Annotated in this window: 20 protein-coding genes and 3 tRNA genes; 18 read left to right on the top strand and 5 right to left on the bottom strand. The window is 59.8% G+C overall.

Annotated features, from left to right (window positions below):
* Window positions 1–61: 61 nt before the first annotated feature.
* Window positions 62–352, bottom strand: a complete 291-nt coding sequence (locus F0169_RS24265) for a DUF3565 domain-containing protein (RefSeq protein WP_122251898.1) — start codon at window positions 350–352, stop codon at window positions 62–64.
* Here F0169_RS24265 and F0169_RS24260 point away from each other — a divergent pair.
* On the top strand, window positions 351–836 hold the full coding sequence (locus F0169_RS24260) for an FKBP-type peptidyl-prolyl cis-trans isomerase (RefSeq protein ID WP_027606858.1): 486 nt from the start codon (window positions 351–353) through the stop codon (window positions 834–836). The two genes, F0169_RS24265 and F0169_RS24260, sit on opposite strands and share 2 nt — an antisense overlap.
* A gap of 183 nt (window positions 837–1019) precedes the next feature.
* Here F0169_RS24260 and rpsT read toward each other — a convergent pair whose 3' ends face one another.
* The gene (rpsT, locus tag F0169_RS24255) at window positions 1020–1298 is read right to left on the bottom strand and encodes a 30S ribosomal protein S20 (RefSeq protein WP_003171647.1); all 279 of its coding nucleotides are present in this window, start codon (window positions 1296–1298) and stop codon (window positions 1020–1022) included.
* Between the two features lie 253 nt (window positions 1299–1551).
* On the opposite strand from rpsT, the gene murJ reads away from it, so the two are divergent.
* The 6 genes from murJ (at window position 1552) to ispH (ending at window position 8951) form a co-directional block, all read left to right on the top strand.
* Complete coding sequence (gene murJ / locus F0169_RS24250) at window positions 1552–3090, top strand: murein biosynthesis integral membrane protein MurJ (RefSeq protein ID WP_152747826.1); 1539 nt, start codon at window positions 1552–1554, stop codon at window positions 3088–3090.
* Window positions 3091–3209: 119 nt separating this feature from the next.
* Window positions 3210–4148 (top strand): bifunctional riboflavin kinase/FAD synthetase, encoded by a 939-nt coding sequence (ribF, locus tag F0169_RS24245; RefSeq protein WP_058412778.1) that lies wholly within the window; start codon window positions 3210–3212, stop codon window positions 4146–4148.
* 14 nt (window positions 4149–4162) lie between these two features.
* Window positions 4163–6994 (top strand): isoleucine--tRNA ligase, encoded by a 2832-nt coding sequence (ileS, locus tag F0169_RS24240; RefSeq protein ID WP_152747825.1) that lies wholly within the window; start codon window positions 4163–4165, stop codon window positions 6992–6994.
* Complete coding sequence (lspA, locus tag F0169_RS24235; RefSeq protein ID WP_064450637.1) at window positions 6987–7499, top strand: signal peptidase II; 513 nt, start codon at window positions 6987–6989, stop codon at window positions 7497–7499. Before ileS ends, lspA begins: the two co-directional genes overlap by 8 nt.
* A 7-nt stretch (window positions 7500–7506) precedes the next feature.
* On the top strand, window positions 7507–7944 hold the full coding sequence (fkpB, locus tag F0169_RS24230; RefSeq protein ID WP_172979541.1) for an FKBP-type peptidyl-prolyl cis-trans isomerase: 438 nt from the start codon (window positions 7507–7509) through the stop codon (window positions 7942–7944).
* Window positions 7945–8003: 59 nt separating this feature from the next.
* A complete protein-coding gene (gene ispH, locus F0169_RS24225) occupies window positions 8004–8951 on the top strand; it encodes a 4-hydroxy-3-methylbut-2-enyl diphosphate reductase (protein ID WP_058412774.1) in 948 nt (315 codons plus the stop codon).
* Here ispH and F0169_RS24220 read toward each other — a convergent pair.
* Complete coding sequence (locus F0169_RS24220; protein ID WP_058412773.1) at window positions 8905–9486, bottom strand: GspH/FimT family pseudopilin; 582 nt, start codon at window positions 9484–9486, stop codon at window positions 8905–8907. The two genes, ispH and F0169_RS24220, sit on opposite strands and share 47 nt — an antisense overlap.
* Before the next feature lie 208 nt (window positions 9487–9694).
* On the opposite strand from F0169_RS24220, the gene pilV reads away from it, so the two are divergent.
* The 5 genes from pilV (at window position 9695) to thiO (ending at window position 13007) form a co-directional block, all read left to right on the top strand.
* Entirely contained in the window at window positions 9695–10180 is a 486-nt protein-coding gene (gene pilV, locus F0169_RS24215) for a type IV pilus modification protein PilV (protein WP_122251894.1), read from the top strand.
* Window positions 10177–10884 (top strand): PilW family protein, encoded by a 708-nt coding sequence (locus F0169_RS24210; protein ID WP_058412771.1) that lies wholly within the window; start codon window positions 10177–10179, stop codon window positions 10882–10884. The genes pilV and F0169_RS24210 overlap by 4 nt, the downstream gene beginning before the upstream one ends.
* Before the next feature lie 7 nt (window positions 10885–10891).
* Window positions 10892–11422 (top strand): pilus assembly PilX family protein, encoded by a 531-nt coding sequence (locus F0169_RS24205; protein ID WP_152747824.1) that lies wholly within the window; start codon window positions 10892–10894, stop codon window positions 11420–11422.
* Between the two features lie 11 nt (window positions 11423–11433).
* A complete protein-coding gene (locus tag F0169_RS24200; protein WP_152747823.1) occupies window positions 11434–11835 on the top strand; it encodes a type IV pilin protein in 402 nt (133 codons plus the stop codon).
* Window positions 11836–11897: 62 nt separating this feature from the next.
* Window positions 11898–13007 (top strand): glycine oxidase ThiO, encoded by a 1110-nt coding sequence (gene thiO, locus F0169_RS24195; RefSeq protein ID WP_152747822.1) that lies wholly within the window; start codon window positions 11898–11900, stop codon window positions 13005–13007.
* Here the strand turns inward: thiO and F0169_RS24190 are convergent.
* Window positions 12994–13227: a PP0621 family protein gene (locus F0169_RS24190; protein WP_152747821.1), complete on the bottom strand. Its 234-nt coding sequence runs from the start codon at window positions 13225–13227 to the stop codon at window positions 12994–12996. The genes thiO and F0169_RS24190 overlap by 14 nt on opposite strands.
* A gap of 123 nt (window positions 13228–13350) precedes the next feature.
* Window positions 13351–14376 carry an outer membrane protein assembly factor BamD gene (locus F0169_RS24185; protein WP_058412767.1) on the bottom strand — a complete coding sequence of 342 codons (1026 nt, stop codon included), beginning with the start codon at window positions 14374–14376 and terminating at the stop codon, window positions 13351–13353.
* Between the two features lie 149 nt (window positions 14377–14525).
* Here F0169_RS24185 and rluD point away from each other — a divergent pair, with 149 nt between their 5' ends.
* From rluD to F0169_RS24155, 6 genes are all read left to right on the top strand, one after another.
* Complete coding sequence (gene rluD, locus F0169_RS24180; RefSeq protein WP_058412766.1) at window positions 14526–15488, top strand: 23S rRNA pseudouridine(1911/1915/1917) synthase RluD; 963 nt, start codon at window positions 14526–14528, stop codon at window positions 15486–15488.
* Entirely contained in the window at window positions 15485–16210 is a 726-nt protein-coding gene (pgeF, locus tag F0169_RS24175) for a peptidoglycan editing factor PgeF (protein ID WP_152747820.1), read from the top strand. The genes rluD and pgeF overlap by 4 nt, the downstream gene beginning before the upstream one ends.
* 131 nt (window positions 16211–16341) lie before the next feature.
* Entirely contained in the window at window positions 16342–18906 is a 2565-nt protein-coding gene (clpB, locus tag F0169_RS24170) for an ATP-dependent chaperone ClpB (RefSeq protein WP_058412764.1), read from the top strand.
* 303 nt (window positions 18907–19209) lie between these two features.
* Window positions 19210–19285: transfer RNA gene (locus F0169_RS24165), tRNA-Asn, on the top strand.
* A gap of 9 nt (window positions 19286–19294) precedes the next feature.
* Window positions 19295–19369, top strand: a tRNA-OTHER gene (locus tag F0169_RS24160).
* Between the two features lie 5 nt (window positions 19370–19374).
* Window positions 19375–19450: transfer RNA gene (locus F0169_RS24155), tRNA-Lys, on the top strand.
* The last annotated feature ends 106 nt before the right edge of the window (window positions 19451–19556 follow it).

The raw sequence follows: 19556 nt of genomic DNA, 5'->3' as shown, positions 1-19556 counted from the left end.
CATGGCTTCGGTGGTGCCCTATGGCTGAGCGCCTACCGGGAATCAGGTGCCAAGGTTATCGTTATTCGCGAACTTGCGCACACCAGCCGCAAGCAAAGGCTTGGCCTATTTTTTCAAGGCGTTGCGCCGCATCGAGCACCCACGCACGCGACTGCCATGGCGGCTGGTGACGCAGGTGCTGAGTGTGCCCGCAGGACAGTTCGACAACCCAGTGCAGCGCAAAGTCCTGGTGGAATCCAGTGATCAAGGATGCCGTTGATCGGCTCCGTCTGTCCGGGTTCTGTTCGCTTTCGGGCAAATCCTTGTTTAAACTTGTCCGTTCTTCATTCTTATGCAAAAGGTCTCGCCCCATGACGATCGCCGCTAACAAGGCTGTCTCCATCGACTATACCCTGACCAACGACGCTGGTGAGGTCATCGACAGCTCCGCCGGCGGCGCGCCGCTGGTCTACCTGCAAGGCGCAGGTAACATCATCCCAGGCCTGGAGAAGGCGCTGGAAGGCAAGAGCGTCGGTGATGAACTGACCGTCGCCGTAGAACCTGAAGATGCCTACGGCGAATACTCCGCCGAACTGGTCAGCACCTTGAGCCGCAGCATGTTCGAAGGCGTTGATGAGCTGGAAGTCGGCATGCAGTTCCACGCTTCTGCGCCGGACGGCCAAATGCAGATCGTTACTATCCGTGATCTGGACGGCGACGACGTTACTGTCGACGGCAACCACCCTCTGGCTGGCCAGCGCCTGAACTTCCAAGTGAAGATCGTCGCCATTCGTGACGCTTCCCAAGAAGAAGTAGCTCACGGCCACGTCCACGGTGAAGGTGGTCATCACCATTGATTGTGGTTTGATCAATAGGTAGAAAAAACGCCCCGACTGGTTCGGGGCTTTTTTTTTGTTTGAAAATAGCCCTCTGACAGATTTGGTTCTGTGCATTCCAGAAAACAAAAATGCCCCGGACCTTTCGGTACGGGGCATTTCTTAACTGTTACGTAACCTGAGCTACGTTGCAGTTTTTACCACTTAGGCTGCTGCAGCGACGTTCAGAGCCTTGATGTGGCCATTCAGGCGGCTCTTATGACGAGCGGCCTTGTTCTTGTGGATGATGCCTTTATCAGCCATACGGTCGATAACTGGCACGGCCAGAACGTAAGCAGCTTGGGCTTTTTCAGCGTCTTTGGTGTCGATGGCTTTAACTACATTCTTGATGTAGGTACGAACCATGGAACGCAGGCTGGCGTTGTGGCTGCGACGCTTCTCAGCCTGTTTTGCACGTTTTTTGGCGGAAGGTGTGTTGGCCACCGTCGAGCTCCTCGAAAGACTTTTTAGGAAATAGCAAACAAAATAGGCCGCGAATCATGCCGATGACTTGATGGGTTGTCAAGAGCGGCTGATGCGAACTGCTGAGTGGTCGATCTGAAGAGGCGGGTGATTTATTTCCGGCGCTTGACCTGTAAACTCGCGAGCTTTGGCTCTGTGCTGTTGCAGGCGCGCAGTATCGCATAAGTGGGCGCTTTGTTCGCCTGCTCTTTATCTATAGGCGCAAACTCTTTCAATGAATCTGCTCAAATCGTTGGCTGCCGTCAGCTCTATCACGATGATCTCAAGGGTTTTGGGGTTCGTGCGCGACACCCTGCTGGCGCGCATTTTTGGCGCCAGCATGGCCACGGATGCGTTCTTTATAGCCTTTAAACTGCCCAATCTGCTGCGGCGGATCTTCGCCGAGGGCGCATTTTCCCAAGCCTTTGTGCCGATCCTGGCCGAATACAAAACCCAGCAGGGCGAGGAGGCCACGCGCACGTTTATTGCCTATGTTTCGGGCCTGCTGACCCTGGTGCTGATGCTGGTGACCCTGGTTGGCATGCTCGCTGCGCCATGGGTGATCTGGGCGACGGCGCCGGGTTTTGCGAATACCCCGGAAAAATTCGCACTGACCACCGACCTGTTGCGTGTGACCTTTCCTTATATATTGCTGATTTCCCTGTCGTCGCTGGCGGGCGCGATTCTTAACACCTGGAACCGCTTTTCGGTGCCGGCCTTCGTGCCGACGCTGCTCAACGTCAGCATGATTATTTTTGCGCTGTTCCTCACGCCGTATTTCGATCCGCCGGTGATGGCCCTGGGCTGGGCGGTGCTGGCCGGCGGTTTGGCGCAATTGCTCTACCAACTGCCACACCTGAAAAAGATCGGCATGCTCGTGCTGCCGCGCCTGAACCTGGCCGACACCGGTGTGTGGCGCGTGATGCGCAACATGCTGCCGGCGATACTCGGCGTTTCGGTCAGCCAGATTTCGCTGATCATCAACACCGCGTTCGCCTCGCTGCTGGTCTCGGGCTCAGTGTCGTGGATGTACTACGCCGATCGCCTGATGGAATTGCCCTCCGGCGTGCTCGGTGTCGCCTTGGGCACGATTTTGCTGCCAACGCTGGCGCGTACCTACGCCAGCAAGGATCGCCAGGAGTACTCGCGCATTCTCGATTGGGGCCTGCGCCTGTGCTTTGTGCTGGTGCTGCCGTGTTCCCTTGCCTTGGGGATTTTGGCCGAGCCGCTGACCGTCTCGCTGTTCCAATACGGCCAATTTGATGCGCACGACGCCTTGATGACCCAGCACGCGCTGGTGGCTTACTCCCTCGGCCTGCTCGGCATTATCGTGATCAAAGTGCTGGCGCCGGGGTTCTACGCCCAGCAAAACATCCGCACGCCGGTCAAAATTGCGGTCTTCACACTGATCGTCACGCAACTGCTCAACCTGGTGTTTATCGGCCCACTGGCGCATGCCGGGCTGGCGCTGGCCATCAGTGCCGGCGCGTGCATCAACGCGGGCCTGCTGTTTTATCAACTGCGTAAGCAACAGATGTTCCAGCCGCAGCCAGGCTGGGGCCTGTTTGCGCTGAAGCTGTTGGTGGCGGTGGCGGCGATGTCGGCGGTCTTGCTGGTGCTGATGCATTTTATGCCCGCGTGGGATGAAGGCCACATGCTTGAGCGCTTCATGCGCCTTGGCGTATTGGTGGTTGCAGGTGTGGTGGTGTACTTCGGGATGCTGCTGCTGCAAGGTTTTCGCCTGCGCGATTTCAATCGCAAGTCGCTGAGTTAGCCACTTTGCCGCGATAAAACGGTTGTTTTATCGATTCGATCGATTTGGCCTGCGCTGTTGCCTGTCGTCCGAGGCCGGGTGTGGTTATAATCGACCACTTTATGAGCAAGAAGCGCGTTATGCAGCTGGTTCGAGGTCTCCACAACCTGCGCCCCCAGCATCGGGGCTGCGTCGCCACTATTGGCAACTTTGACGGTGTTCACCGTGGCCACCAGGCTATTCTGGCCCGGTTGCGCGAACGAGCGGTCGAGTTGGGTGTGCCCAGCTGCGTGGTGATTTTTGAGCCACAGCCGCGGGAATTTTTCACCCCGCAAACGGCGCCGGCGCGGCTGGCCCGCCTGCGGGACAAGCTGCAACTGCTGGCTGAAGAGGGCGTGGACCGTGTCCTGTGCCTGGCCTTTAACCAGCGTTTGCAAAGCCTCAGCGCCGCCGAGTTCGTCGACCGTATCCTGGTCGATGGCCTGGGCGTGCAGCACCTGGAAGTCGGCGACGACTTCCGTTTTGGTTGCGACCGCGTTGGCGATTTCGATTTCCTGCAACACGCCGGCGTCAACCAGGGTTTTACCGTCGAAGCCGCGCAAACCGTCGAACTGGACGGCCTGCGCGTGAGCAGCACCCAGGTGCGTAACGCCCTGGCCGCCGCCGACTTCGCCTTGGCCGAGCGTTTGCTCGGTCGCCCGTTCCGCATTGCCGGGCGGGTACTGCACGGCCAGAAGCTGGCGCGCCAATTGGGCACGCCAACCGCCAACGTGCAACTCAAGCGCCGCCGTGTGCCACTGACCGGGGTTTACCTGGTGAGTGTCGACATCGACGGCCAGCCGTGGCCGGGAGTCGCCAACATAGGCGTCAGGCCCACGGTTGCAGGTGATGGCAAGGCCCACCTGGAAGTTCACCTTTTGGATTTTGCCGGTGACTTGTATGACCGGCGTTTGACGGTGGTTTTCCACCAGAAGCTGCGTGAAGAGCAGCGTTTCGCCTCGCTTGAGGCGTTGAAAACGGCGATCAATGCGGATGTCGCCGCCGCCCGTGCACTAGCCGCACCTAGCGCCCATCGCTAACCGAAGAGCCTTAAATGACCGACTATAAAGCCACGCTAAACCTTCCGGACACCGCCTTCCCAATGAAGGCCGGCCTGCCACAGCGCGAACCGCAGATCCTGCAGCGCTGGGACAGTATTGGCCTGTACGGAAAGTTGCGCGAAATTGGCAAGGATCGTCCGAAATTCGTGCTGCACGACGGCCCTCCTTATGCCAACGGCACGATTCACATCGGTCATGCGCTGAACAAAATTCTCAAGGACATGATCCTGCGCTCCAAAACCCTGTCGGGTTTCGACGCGCCGTATGTGCCGGGTTGGGACTGCCACGGCCTGCCGATCGAACACAAGGTCGAAGTGACCTACGGCAAGAACCTGGGCGCGGATAAAACCCGCGAACTGTGCCGTGCCTACGCCACCGAGCAGATCGAAGGGCAGAAGTCCGAGTTCATCCGCCTGGGTGTGTTGGGCGAATGGGACAACCCGTACAAGACCATGAACTTTACCAACGAGGCCGGTGAAATCCGCGCCTTGGCCGAAATCGTCAAAGGCGGTTTTGTGTTCAAAGGCCTCAAGCCTGTGAACTGGTGTTTCGATTGCGGTTCGGCATTGGCTGAAGCGGAAGTCGAGTACGAAGACAAAAAGTCCTCGACCATCGACGTGGCCTTCCCGATCGCCGACGACGCCAAGCTGGCCGAGGCCTTTGGCCTGGCAAGCCTGAGCAAACCGGCGGCGATCGTGATCTGGACCACCACTCCGTGGACCATCCCCGCCAACCAGGCGCTGAACGTGCACCCGGAATTCACCTACGCGCTGGTAGACGTCGGTGATCGCCTGCTGGTGCTGGCCGAGGAAATGGTCGAAGCTTGCCTGGCGCGCTACGAACTGCAAGGTTCGGTGATCGCCACCACCACCGGCACGGCGCTGGAACTGATCAACTTCCGTCACCCGTTCTATGACCGCCTGTCACCGGTGTACCTGGCTGACTACGTTGAGCTGGGTTCCGGCACCGGCGTGGTTCACTGCTCGCCCGCGTATGGCGTGGACGACTTTGTGATCTGCAAGAAGTACGGTCTGGTCAACGACGACATCATCAACCCGGTGCAAAGCAACGGCGTTTATGTGCCGTCGCTGGAGTTCTTCGGCGGGCAGTTCATCTTCAAGGCTGACCCTGCGATCATCGAAAAGCTGCGTGAAGTCGGTGCGCTGATGCAAACCGCCACCATCCAGCACAGCTACATGCATTGCTGGCGCCACAAGAGCCCGCTGATCTACCGCGCGACTGCGCAGTGGTTTATCGGCATGGACAAAGAGCCGGCCAGCGGCGAAACCCTGCGTAACCGTGCGATCAAAGCCATCGAAGAGACCAAGTTCGTGCCGGCCTGGGGCCAGGCGCGCCTGCACTCGATGATCGCCAACCGCCCGGACTGGTGCATCTCGCGCCAGCGCAACTGGGGCGTGCCGATCCCGTTCTTCCTGAACAAGGAAAGCGGCGAGCTGCACCCGCGTACCGTCGAACTGATGGAAGTGGTGGCCCAGCGCGTTGAACAGGAAGGCATCGAAGCCTGGTTCAAGCTGGACGCCGCCGAGCTGCTGGGCGACGAAGCGCCGCTGTACGACAAGATCAGCGACACCCTCGACGTGTGGTTTGACTCGGGCACCACCCATTGGCACGTGCTGCGCGGTTCGCACCCGATGGGCCACCAGACCGGCCCGCGTGCCGACCTGTACCTGGAAGGCTCCGACCAACACCGTGGCTGGTTCCACTCCTCGTTGCTGACCGGTTGCGCCATCGACGACCACGCGCCGTACCGCGAACTGCTGACCCACGGTTTTACCGTCGACGAGACGGGCCGCAAAATGTCGAAGTCGCTGAAAAACGTGATCGAGCCGAAAAAGATCAACGACACCTTGGGCGCCGACATCATGCGTCTGTGGGTGGCTTCGACCGATTACTCGGGCGAAATCGCCGTGTCGGACCAGATCCTCGCGCGCAGTGCCGACGCCTACCGTCGAATCCGCAATACCGCACGCTTCATGCTGTCGAACCTGACCGGTTTCAACCCGGCCACCGACATCCTGCCAGCCGAGGACATGCTCGCCCTCGACCGTTGGGCCGTGGACCGTACCCTGTTGCTGCAGCGCGAGTTGCAGGAACACTACGGCGAATACCGTTTCTGGAACGTTTACTCGAAGATCCACAACTTCTGTGTGCAGGAGCTGGGTGGTTTCTACCTCGACATCATCAAGGATCGCCAGTACACCACCGCCGCCAACAGCAAGGCACGCCGCTCGGCGCAAACCGCGCTGTACCACATCAGCGAAGCGCTGGTGCGCTGGATCGCGCCGATCCTGGCCTTCACCGCTGACGAACTATGGGAATACCTGCCGGGTGAGCGTAACGAATCGGTGATGCTCAACACCTGGTACGAAGGCCTGACCGAACTGCCGGCTGACTTCGAACTGGGCCGCGAGTACTGGGAAGGCGTTATGGCCGTGAAAGTGGCAGTGAACAAGGAGCTGGAAGTTCAGCGCGCGGCCAAGGCCGTGGGTGGCAACCTCCAGGCCGAAGTCACGCTGTTTGCCGAAGAAGGCCTGACTGCCGACCTGGCCAAGCTGAGCAACGAACTGCGCTTTGTGCTGATTACTTCCACCGCCAGCCTGGCACCGTTTGCCCAGGCTCCAGCGGATGCCGTGGCGACCGAAGTACCGGGTCTCAAGCTGCAAGTGGTCAAGTCGGCCTTCCCCAAGTGCGCCCGTTGCTGGCACTGCCGTGAAGACGTTGGCGTGAACCCTGAGCATCCGGAAATCTGCGGTCGTTGCGTCGACAACATCAGCGGTGCCGGTGAGGTTCGCCACTATGCCTAACGCTTCCAGCCGTTTCGGACGTCTGGGCTGGCTCGTACTGAGCGTGCTGGTGCTGGTCATTGACCAGCTCAGCAAGGCTCACTTCGAAGGCGCCTTACAGATGTACCAGCAGATTGTGGTCATACCTGACTACTTCAGCTGGACCCTGGCCTACAACACCGGCGCCGCTTTCAGCTTCCTCGCTGATGGCGGCGGCTGGCAGCGCTGGCTGTTCGCCTTGATCGCTGTGGTGGTCAGTGCGGTGCTAGTGGTCTGGCTTAAACGCCTGGGCCGCGATGACACCTGGCTGGCCATCGCCTTGGCACTGGTGCTGGGCGGCGCGCTGGGCAACTTGTACGACCGCATCGCCTTGGGCCATGTGATCGACTTTATCCTGGTGCATTGGCAAAACCGCTGGTACTTCCCGGCGTTCAACTTTGCCGACAGCGCCATCACCGTCGGTGCAATCATGCTGGCGTTGGACATGTTCAAAAGCAAGAAAACCGGAGAGACCGTCAATGACTGATCAGGTATTGGCTGAGCAACGCATCGGCCAGAACACGGAAGTCACTTTGCACTTCGCATTGCGCCTCGAGAACGGCGACACGGTCGACAGTACGTTCGACAAAGCCCCGGCGACCTTCAAGGTCGGCGATGGCAACCTGCTGCCGGGTTTTGAAGCGGCGCTGTTTGGTTTCAAGGCGGGCGACAAGCGTACCCTGCAGATTCTGCCGGAAAACGCCTTTGGCCAGCCTAACCCGCAAAACGTGCAGATCATCCCGCGTTCGCAGTTCCAGGACATGGAGCTGTCGGAAGGCTTGCTGGTGATTTTCAACGATGCGGCGAATACTGAACTGCCGGGAGTGGTTAAAACCTTCGATGACGCGCAAGTGACCATCGACTTCAACCACCCGTTGGCCGGTAAAACCTTGACGTTTGACGTTGAAATCTTCGACGTTAAAGCGCTCTGATTGACGCCACCGGCTCCTGCACGATCCAATTTCCAGCCCTGCAAGGCACGAGGCACAGCATGCAAATCAAACTCGCCAACCCCCGTGGCTTCTGCGCCGGTGTGGACCGGGCGATTGAAATCGTCAACCGCGCCCTGGAAGTTTTCGGGCCGCCGATTTACGTGCGCCACGAAGTCGTCCACAACAAGTTTGTGGTCGAAGACCTGCGCGCGCGCGGCGCGATTTTTGTAGAAGAACTCGAGCAAGTGCCAGACGACGTTATCGTCATCTTCAGCGCTCACGGTGTTTCCCAGGCCGTGCGTACCGAAGCGGCCGGCCGTGGCCTCAAAGTATTCGACGCCACCTGCCCGCTGGTCACCAAGGTGCACATCGAAGTCGCGCGTTACAGCCGCGACGGCCGTGAATGTATCCTGATCGGCCATGCTGGCCACCCGGAAGTCGAAGGCACCATGGGCCAGTATGACGGCACCAATGGCGGCGCCATCTACTTGGTCGAAGACGAAAAAGACGTCGCCGCCTTGCAGGTGCACAACCCTGAGCGGTTGGCCTTCGTGACGCAGACCACCTTGTCGATGGACGACACCAGCCGCGTGATCGATGCGCTGCGCACACGTTTTCCGGCGATTGGCGGCCCGCGTAAAGACGACATCTGCTACGCCACGCAAAACCGTCAAGACGCCGTCAAGCAACTGGCCAACGAATGCGACGTGGTGTTGGTGGTCGGCAGCCCTAACAGCTCCAACTCCAACCGCCTGCGCGAATTGGCTGAACGCATGGCCACCCCGGCGTACCTGATCGACGGTGCCGAAGACCTGCAACGCAGCTGGTTTGACGGTGTTGAGCGTATCGGCATTACCGCCGGCGCTTCGGCTCCGGAAGTGCTGGTACGCGGCGTTATCCAGCAATTGCAGGCGTGGGGCGCCACCGGCGCGGATGAGTTGGCCGGTCGTGAAGAGAACATCACGTTCTCGATGCCCAAAGAGCTGCGGGTTCGTTCGTTGCTGTAAGCCCTGCAGTGCCGGCAGAACCCCGGCACAAGGCCTGCTCGGTTATTTCACTGCGCAGGCTGATGCGCCCGCTGGGCGCAAGTACCACCTGGAAGCGGCTTTGCGCCTGGCCCGCGTCACACACATGCACAGTGCCTGCGCGAAAACCGCCTGCGTTAAATATCGGCTCGCCCAACCCGCTGAAGCGCACTTGGCTCTTGACCGGCCCGTTACCCACAATCGGCACTCGCCCGCTGTCCTGACGCTCCAGCAGTACCGGGTTGTCGTCGTCCAAGTGGCCGCGCCCGCTTACGTCGAGTATCACTCGCCATCCCAGGCTCCAGTCCTCCCCCAGCGCATGAATGACCACTGCGCGATTGCGTGTAATGGCCTCGGTGCGAGCGTAACGCAGCCCACCGGCCAGCGCTTGGGCGGCAATCTGGCGCTGTTGCGAATCCAGCAGGCCTCTAAAATTCGGCACCGCCAAGTGCGCCAGGATGCTGCTCAAGACCAGGCTGAGTAGCAGTTCTATCAGGGTAAAACCTCGTTGCGTCATATGCTGTCCCTCCGTGGACGTGGTGAGTGTTTCGGGTGGCAGCCATAGGTATAGCTCGCGCCTTCCAGGCCTGAGTGATGGCCTTTATGTCCAAAGTATTTCCCTTTGTTCCGGGAGCAGCGCGAGTCCAAAACCGGCGCTAGTCTTGGGTCGCACAGCAGGGTTTGCCTGCTTTTTTTTTCGGCCTTCGACATGGATGACGACGGTAATGCCTGCTTGCCAGAACCTGAATTTCCCGCGCTTCTTGAACCGCCCGCAATCCGGCATGACCCTGATCGAGGTGCTGGTCGCCGTGCTGATTCTGGCGGTGGGCCTGCTGGGCGCGGCGCTGATCCAGCTCAACGCGCTCAAGTACACCGACAGCTCAAGGATGATCAGCCAGGCGAGTTTCATTGCCTACGACATGCTCGACCGGGTTCGCGCCAACGCAGGCGCCGATTATTCATGGGGCCGAACCGAGCACGCGCCGCCCGGTAACGCGACCGCCAGCGTGCGAGACCTGGACCTGCATGATTTTGAAGCGAATATCCTCGGGTTTGCCGGGGAGGGCGGTAAAGGCGCCGTGGTGATCAGCGGCAGCGAGGTAACCGTCAGTATCAGTTGGGACGATGCCCGGGGCACCCACACCGAAGGCGCACGGGAAACCTTCACCCTCACCAGTCGCATTGCCAGCGAGACAGGGGCGGTGCGATGAAGCGCTGTGCGCGTGGGTTCAGTCTGCTGGAGTTGTTGCTCGCATTGGCCGTCGGCTGGGTGCTGATACTCGGCGTCAGCCAGGTGGCGATCAGCGCTCGAACCACGCAAGCCAGCCAGCAGGCCGCCATGTTGCTGCAGGATGATGCGCGGTTTGTACTGGGCAAGATGATTCAGGATATTCGCCAGGCGGGCATGTTTGGCTGCCTGTCGACGGCCTACATCGAAAACGCCCCGGCGGCCTTTGATCGGCCTGTCAGCGCCAGTGCTGCAGGCGGCTCCAGGTCACTGACGCTGGTGACTGTTGATGGTGCGGGCGAGGGTGGCAAGCCTGACTGGACGGTACTGTCCGACTGCACGGGCAGCGCTCAAGCCTATGTGGGCCGCTCGCCACCGGCCGCGCCCGGGCAGACGCTTTTTGCAATACGCCAGCTCACTTATACCTTTGAAACGCAGCAGTTGAAGGTCAGCACGCCTGCAGCGCCGGCCAAGACCGTGCTGGTGGATAACGTGCAGGCGTTTGACATCAGTTTCGGTGTGGCGGCCCGGCAAGGCTCGACGCGCGTGGTGCGCTACGACGCCAGCCCCGCTGACGAATCGCTGATACGCAGTGTGCGTATCCAGATGACGCTGCTGGACCCGACCGGGCGCGTGAAAAACCAGGCCTACAGCGTCGTGGCGGCGCTGCGTAACCGGTTGGGGTAAGGCGACCATGGCACGTTTTGGCGGTTATTACCGGCGGCAGACAGGCATGGTCCTAGTGATCAGCCTGGTGTTTCTGTTGGTGTTATCACTGATCGGCTTGGCATCGATGCAAGGGGCGGTGTCCCAGCAAAAGATCGCCGGAAGCCTGTGGCATCGAAATCAATCATTTCAAAGCGCCGAGAGCGCTCTGAGGCTTGGCGAGTCGATTGTTCATCGGGCGGGAGGCGCGTTGCCTGTGTGCTCGTCGGTGAGCCTGTGTGCGCCGCCGCTGGAATCGTCTTCGGTGGCGGGTGCCGGGGCAAACCCTGTGTCAGCAGTGATGTGGGTTGGCTCGAAGAATGGCCTGTATGGCGTGCAATCGCTGGGTTTGGCGGTGGGGCTGGCGGGTTTGCCCGCTGAAACAAGTGCAACGGTTTACCGCGTGACGGCGGTGGGGCTCAGTGGTCAGTCGCGCACGGTGCTGGAAACGCTGTACGCGCGGGTGGAGGAAGGTGAAGGCCTGATATTTCGTCGGGTTTTATGGCGGCAACTTCAATAAGGAACGTATCAATGGGCAAGGATTGCCAAGCTTTTACCCTGATCGAGTTGTTGATGGCTGTCGCGATTATCGCGTTTCTGGCCGGGATCGCTTACCCGGCGTATACCGGTCAGGTAAAAAAGGTGTATCGCGCAGAAATCGTTGCGTTATTGATCGAGCAAGCTCAGTACCTCGAGCGTTTTTACACGCGCAACGGCACTTTTATTGATGCAACCGGCGTCAGTGCGGGCACTGATCGCTATAGAATCAGCGCTGCATCGAACCTTCAGGCATTCAGCCTGGTGGCTACGCCCGTCGTCGGCTCAGTCATGGCGGACGACCTGTGCGGTGAATTCAGCCTGACCAGCGCGGGCGTACGCAGCAACCTCGGCGCCGCGCCCGACATGTCGCGCAAAGCGTGTTGGGGGCAATGATGAGCGTGCTGCATGAGTGGGCGCCGGGTGCGCTTTTTCCTTTTTATCGGCTGGATCAAATGATGGCTAAGCAACAGCAAGTGGTGATTGTCGGTGGTGGCGTAATCGGGCTGTTGACCGCGTTCAACCTCGCCACACAAGGGCAGGCCGTCGTGCTGCTGGAGCGTTCAGGGCTTGGGCAGGAGTCTTCCTGGGCGGGCGGCGGGATTGTTTCGCCGTTGTACCCGTGGCGCTACAGCCCGGCGGTTACCGCGCTGGCTCATTGGTCGCAGGATTTTTACCCGCAACTGGCTGAGCGGTTATTCGCCGCCACCGGCGTGGACCCGCAAGTGCATACCACGGGCTTGTACTGGCTGGACCTGGCTGACGAAGCCGAGGCATTGGCATGGGCTGCCCGCGAGGGGCGGCCATTGAGCAAAGTCGATGTGCGCGCCGTGCATGATGCGGTGCCGGTGCTGGGTGGCGGGTATTCTCAGGCGATCTACATGGCCGGCGTGGCCAATGTGCGTAACCCGCGCTTGGTCAAGGCGCTTAAAGCCGCGTTGTTGGCGCTGCCCGGCGTAACCGTTCATGAGCAGTGCGAGGTGAACGGGTTTGTTCTCGACGGTGACAGCGTGGTGGGCGTGCGCACGGCGGCAGGGCCGGTGCTGGGTGAGCATGTCGTGTTGGCTGCCGGTGCCTGGAGTGGGGAATTGCTCGGCACGCTGGGTTTGTCGTTGCCGGTTGAGCCGGTCAAGGGCCAAATGATTTTGTACAAATGTGCGGCGGATTTCTTGTCGAGCATGGTCCTGGCCAAAGGGCGCTATGCGATCCCGCGGCGTGACGGGCATATTCTGATCGGTAGCACGTTGGAGCATGAAGGTTTCGACAAGACGCCAACCGAGTCGGCACTGCAAAGCCTCAAGGCTTCAGCCGAGGCGTTGATTCCCGCGTTGGCGGGCGCCGACGTGGTAGGCCATTGGGCCGGTTTGCGGCCCGGCTCACCCGAGGGCATTCCCTACATCGGCGAGGTCCAGGGCTTCAAAGGGCTGTGGCTCAATTGCGGGCATTACCGCAATGGCCTGGTACTGGCACCGGCCTCCTGCCAGTTATTTGCCGACTTGTTGCTGGGGCGTACACCGATCATCGACCCGGCGCCTTATGCGCCGCAAGGCCGGGTCAACGCTCGATAGACTTCGGGCCTTGTTCCAGGTGTGCCTGCGTGCAGTACCACGCTTGGCGCGAGCTGAGTGCGCGGTTCTGCGGCAAGTGCACGCCGCAGTGGGCGCAGCGCACCATCAAGGCGGCCTCGGATTCGCCGGAGCGTTGCTGTGCTACGCCAGGGCTTTTGAATTTGCGCCACAACCATACTGCGGCAGCAATAACGGCAATCCAGAACAGTAGACGAACCATGATGGGAGTTTCTCGACAAGGAATGCGCCAGTTTAGCCAAGGTCTTGGCAGGCGCACAGCGCAATAATACCGGCCATGAAAAAGGGAGCCTCGCGGGGCTCCCTTTTACGTAGCGTCGAACGATCAGTCGAACACGCCGAAGGTCATGTAGCTGAACCACGAGCGGTCTTCGTTGTTGCCAAGGGCCTGTGGCGCTTCTTCTTCAATCACGTCGCCGTTTTCGTCATGCGGCTTGAGGTCCGAAGGAATCGCTTCTTTGGCGTCCTGGTACTGCTTCATCACGTCCTGGTTGGCGCGGGTTTCGCCCGGCGGCAACGGTGGGCGCGACTCGATCAGGCCCAAGGTGTACTTGCTCAGCCACGAACGGTTGTCGGCTTCGGCAACCTGAGGCACGAATTGGCCGTCTTTCAGGCTTGGGTGATCGGGGTAGTTGAGCTTCAGGGTTTCCAGGCTGGTGGTCGCCAGGGCGTCCAGGTGCAGGCGCTGGTAAGCCTCGGTCATCACCGCCAGGCCGTCACCCACGGAAGGGGTTTCCTGGAAGTTTTCTACCACATAGCGCCCACGGTTGGCGGCGGCGACGTAGGCCTGACGGGTCAGGTAGTAGTGGGCCACGTGAATCTCGTAGGACGCGAGCAGGTTGCGCAGGTAGATCATGCGCTGCTTGGCGTCCGGCGCGTAGCGGCTGTTGGGATAGCGGCTGGTCAGCTGGGCGAACTCGTTGTAGGAGTCGCGGGCAGCGCCCGGGTCACGCTTGGTCATGTCCAGCGGCAGGAAGCGCGCCAGCAGGCCCACGTCCTGGTCGAACGAGGTCAGGCCCTTCATGTAGTAGGCGTAGTCGACGTTCGGGTGCTGCGGGTGCAGGCGGATAAAACGCTCGGCGGCGGACTTGGCAGCTTCCGGCTCGGCGTTTTTGTAGTTGGCGTAGATCAGCTCAAGCTGTGCCTGGTCGGCATAGCGCCCGAACGGATAGCGTGACTCCAGGGCCTTCAGCTTCGCTGTGGCGCTGGTGTAGCTATTATTGTCCAAGTCTTTTTGAGCTAATTGATACAGCTCGACTTCGCTCAGGTTTTCGTCGACGACTTCCTTTGTTGACGAGCAAGCAGCAGTCATGGCGAGGATGGCGATCAGCAGCAGGTGTTTCACTTGCATGGCGGCTTGCGTCCCTATGACGGCCGCTGTCTTGGGCGGGGCCGTCCTGTTATGATGAGCGCCCCGTTGAAAGCCTCGGGGCAAAAGACGCCGTATTTAACCACAAGCGCGCAGCCGAAACCAAAGGCTGTGCCACGCCTAGTCTGAGCATGTCCGATAAAATTGAACTTCGCGCAGAGGTGCCGTCCGAATTGGGCGGCCAACGCCTCGATCAAGTCGCCGCACAATTATTCGCTGAGCACTCGCGCTCGCGCCTTTCCGCCTGGATCAAAGACGGCCGCCTGACTGTGGATGGAGCGGTTATCCGCCCGCGAGACATAGTGCATGGCGGTACGATTCTTGAGCTGACCGCCGAGCAGGAAGCTCAGGGAGAATGGGTCGCTCAGGACATCGAGCTGGACATCGTCTATGAAGACGACGACATCCTGGTCATCAATAAACCCGCAGGCCTGGTGGTTCACCCGGCTGCCGGTCACGCTGATGGCACTTTGCTCAATGCCTTGTTGCACCACGTGCCGGACATCATCAATGTCCCGCGCTGCGGCATCGTGCACCGCCTGGACAAGGACACCACCGGCCTTATGGTGGTGGCCAAGACTATCCAGGCGCAGACGCAGCTGGTCACACAATTGCAGAGCCGCAGCGTCAGCCGCATCTACGAATGCATCGTGATCGGTGTGGTGGTGGCAGGTGGCAAGATCAACGCGCCCATCGGTCGCCACGGCCAGCAGCGCCAGCGTATGGCGGTGATGGAAGGCGGCAAGCAGGCCGTCAGCCACTACCGTGTGCTGGAGCGTTTCCGCTCCCACACGCATGTGCGGGTCAAGCTGGAAACCGGCCGTACGCACCAGATTCGCGTGCACATGGCGCACATTAACTTCCCGTTGGTCGGGGACCCGGCCTACGGTGGCCGCTTCCGTATTCCGCCGGCGGCCAGTGTGACCATGGTTGAATCGCTGAAATCCTTCCCGCGCCAGGCACTGCATGCACGTTTCCTGGAACTGGATCATCCGACGAGCGGTAAGCGGATGAGCTGGGAATCGCCTCTGCCAGACGATTTGGTCTGGTTGTTGTCGCTACTCAAGCAGGATCGCGAGGCGTTTATCGGATGAGTGACTGGCTGATGCCTGACTGGCCCGCGCCGGCTCAGGTTAAAGCCTGCGTCACCACCCGTGCGGGCGGCGTCAGTCTGGCGCCGTTCGACAGCCTCAACCTGGGCGATCATGTCGAGGACGACCTTGAGGCCGTCCTCGAAAATCGTCGCCGTCTTGGCCACGCCTTCACTATTCAGCCGGCCTGGTTACGCCAGGTCCACGGGGTCACCGTGGTCGAGGCTGACCCGTCGCGCATCGCCGAAGCCGATGGCAGTTGGACCAGCACGCCGGGTATTGCCTGCACGTCGATGACGGCTGATTGCTTGCCCGCACTGTTCTGCAACCGTGCCGGCACGCGCGTGGCCGCAGCGCATGCCGGTTGGCGTGGGCTGGCGGCGGGCGTGCTCGAAGCGGCCTTCGAAAGCCTGAATGCCGAGCCTGCCGACGTTTTGGTCTGGCTCGGCCCGGCGATTGGCCCGCAAGCCTTTGAAGTCGGCCCGGAAGTGCGTCAAGCGTTCGTTCAGCAACTGCCGGTCGCTGCCCAAGCGTTTGTGCCAAGCCACAACCCCGGCAAGTACCTTGCCGACATCTACCAACTGGCGCGCCTGCGCCTTGCGGCATGCGGCATCACTGCCGTCTACGGTGGCGGTTTGTGTACCGTGACCGACCCACGATTCTTTTCTTATCGCCGCAGCCCACGCACCGGTCGATTCGCCTCACTTATCTGGCTTGAACGCTAGACTCTGCTGACTCACATCAACGTTTGCGCGCTTGAATCTTGCAGAATCCACCCCATCTATAGGGCTATCTGGCAGGTTTCTTTATTCAGGATGTGTTTGTAGCTCCGGCCTGCTCAAAAGGAAGGTGACTCATGCGTATTGATCGTTTAACCAGCAAATTGCAGTTGGCATTATCAGATTCTCAATCGTTGGCGGTCGGCCTCGACCACCCGGCCATCGAGCCTGCGCACTTGATGCAGGCACTCCTGGAACAGCAAGGTGGTTCTATCAAGCCCTTGCTGATGCAGGTGGGCTTTGACATCAACAGCCTGCGCAAGGAGTTGAGCAAAGAGCTCGACCAACTGCCGAAAATCCAAAACCCTACCGGCGACGTGAACATGTCGCAGGAACTGGCGCGCCTGCTCAACCAAGCGGATCGGCTGGCTCAGCAGAAAGGTGACCAGTTCATCTCCAGCGAACTGGTGCTGCTCGCCGCGATGGACGAGAACAGCAAGCTCGGCAAGTTGTTGCTGGGCCAGGGCGTGAGCAAAAAAGCCCTGGAAAACGCCATCAACAACCTGCGTGGCGGCGATGCGGTGAATGACCCCAACCATGAGGAGTCGCGCCAAGCCCTGGACAAGTACACCGTCGACCTGACCAAGCGCGCCGAAGAAGGCAAGCTGGACCCGGTGATCGGCCGTGACGACGAGATTCGTCGCACCATCCAGGTGTTGCAACGCCGCACCAAAAACAACCCGGTGCTGATCGGTGAGCCTGGCGTGGGTAAAACCGCGATCGCCGAAGGCCTTGCCCAGCGCATCATCAATGGTGAAGTGCCGGACGGCCTTAAAGGCAAGCGCCTGTTGTCGCTGGACATGGGCTCGCTGATCGCCGGTGCCAAGTTCCGTGGCGAGTTCGAGGAGCGTCTGAAATCCCTGCTTAACGAGCTGTCGAAGCAGGACGGGCAGATCATCCTGTTTATCGACGAACTGCACACCATGGTCGGCGCCGGTAAAGGCGAGGGCTCGATGGACGCCGGCAACATGCTCAAGCCCGCCTTGGCGCGCGGTGAGTTGCATTGCGTCGGCGCGACCACGCTTAACGAATACCGCCAGTACATTGAAAAGGACGCCGCCCTGGAGCGCCGTTTTCAGAAAGTGCTGGTGGAGGAACCGAGCGAAGAAGACACCATCGCCATTCTGCGTGGCCTGAAAGAGCGTTATGAGGTCCACCACAAGGTGGCGATCACTGACGGCGCGATCATTGCGGCGGCCAAATTGAGCCATCGCTATATCACCGACCGTCAGTTGCCGGACAAGGCCATCGATTTGATCGACGAAGCCGCCAGCCGCATTCGCATGGAGATCGACTCCAAGCCGGAAGTGCTCGACCGTCTTGATCGGCGCCTGATTCAACTGAAGGTCGAATCTCAGGCGCTGAAAAAAGAAGAGGACGACGCGGCCAAGAAGCGTCTGGAAAAGCTTCAGGAAGAAATTCTGCGTCTGGAGCGCGAGTACGCCGACCTCGAAGAAATCTGGACCTCGGAAAAAGCCGAAGTGCAGGGTTCTGCGCAGATCCAGCAAAAGATCGAGCAGTCGCGTCAGGAACTCGAAGCGGCGCGCCGTAAAGGCGACCTGAACCGCATGGCCGAGTTGCAGTACGGGGTCATCCCGGACCTGGAGCGCAGCCTGCAAATGGTCGACCAGCACGGCAAGAGCGAGAACCAGTTGCTGCGCAGCAAGGTAACCGAGGAAGAAATTGCCGAAGTGGTTTCCAAGTGGACCGGTATTCCGGTGTCGAAAATGCTCGAAGGCGAGCGCGACAAGTTGCTGAAGATGGAAAGCTTGCTGCATCAACGCGTGATCGGCCAGGAAGAAGCGGTGGTGGCGGTGTCCAACGCCGTACGGCGCTCGCGTGCCGGCTTGTCCGACCCGAACCGTCCGAGCGGCTCGTTCATGTTCCTCGGTCCAACCGGCGTGGGCAAGACCGAGCTGTGCAAGGCCTTGGCCGAGTTTCTCTTCGACACTGAAGAGGCCATGGTGCGCATCGATATGTCCGAGTTCATGGAGAAACATTCGGTGGCGCGCTTGATCGGTGCCCCACCAGGCTACGTGGGCTACGAGGAGGGCGGTTACCTGACCGAAGCTGTGCGGCGTAAGCCTTACTCGGTGATTCTGCTGGACGAGGTCGAGAAGGCTCACCCGGATGTGTTCAACATCTTGCTGCAGGTGCTCGAAGACGGCCGCTTGACCGACAGCCACGGGCGCACCGTGGACTTCCGTAATACGGTGATCGTGATGACCTCCAACCTGGGCTCGGCACAGATTCAGGAACTGGTTGGCGATCGTGAAGGCCAGCGCGCCGCTGTGATGGACGCACTGACCACGCACTTCCGCCCGGAATTTATCAACCGGGTGGATGAAGTGGTGATCTTCGAGCCGTTGGCGCGTGATCAGATTGCCGGTATTACCGAGATCCAGTTGGGGCGTCTGCGCAGCCGCCTGGCTGAGCGTGAGTTGTCGCTGGAACTGAGCCGCGAAGCATTGGACAAGCTGATCGCGGTCGGTTACGACCCGGTGTATGGCGCGCGGCCACTGAAACGCGCGATTCAGCGCTGGATCGAAAACCCGCTGGCGCAGTTGATCCTGTCGGGCAGCTTTATGCCGGGCACCAGCGTCACGGCCACGGTGGCAAACGACGAAATCGTCTTCAATTAAACCCAAGCCGTATGGCTTGCCGGAGAAGGCCTCGCGTTGCGGGGCCTTTTTTTTCGATAGGGCGTTGAACTGTAAGGCAAAGGCTTGTAAAGTGCGCCCCGCAGCAACGTCAGCCCACGGGTTTCTTCTCCCCAAGGAGAAATCAGAAAGAAGCGCAAATCATTGTCTTAAAAGCAATTTAAAGGGTTGACAGGGGTTTTTAAGATTGTAGAATAGCGCGCCTCGGAGGCACGAACGTAGCGATACGGACGGACTGAAGAGAAGGTTTTACCGCAGTAAAAGTTGTACTTTGAAATATGTAGTTCCGTGATAGCTCAGTCGGTAGAGCAAATGACTGTTAATCATTGGGTCCCAGGTTCGAGTCCTGGTCACGGAGCCAATTTCAAACCGGGGTATAGCGCAGTCCGTAGCGCGCTGCTTGGGAGCAGGATGTCAGGAGTTCGAAGTCCCCTTACCCCGACCATATTTGGGTCGTTAGCTCAGTTGGTAGAGCAGTTGGCTTTTAACCAATTGGTCGTAGGTTCGAATCCCACACGACCCACCATTTTGAGACCAGTTAACGCTGGAATCGAATCTTAAGATCAGACGCCAAAAGCGCTGATCGAAGAAGGCGATCGCAAGGTCGCCTTTTGTTTACCGGGGTATAGCGC

The sequence above is a fragment of the Pseudomonas kitaguniensis genome, from assembly GCF_009296165.1.
Lineage (GTDB): Bacteria > Pseudomonadota > Gammaproteobacteria > Pseudomonadales > Pseudomonadaceae > Aquipseudomonas > Aquipseudomonas kitaguniensis.
The sequence above is the reverse complement of the archived record's forward strand: the minus strand, read 5'-3'. Positions and strand labels throughout refer to the sequence as shown.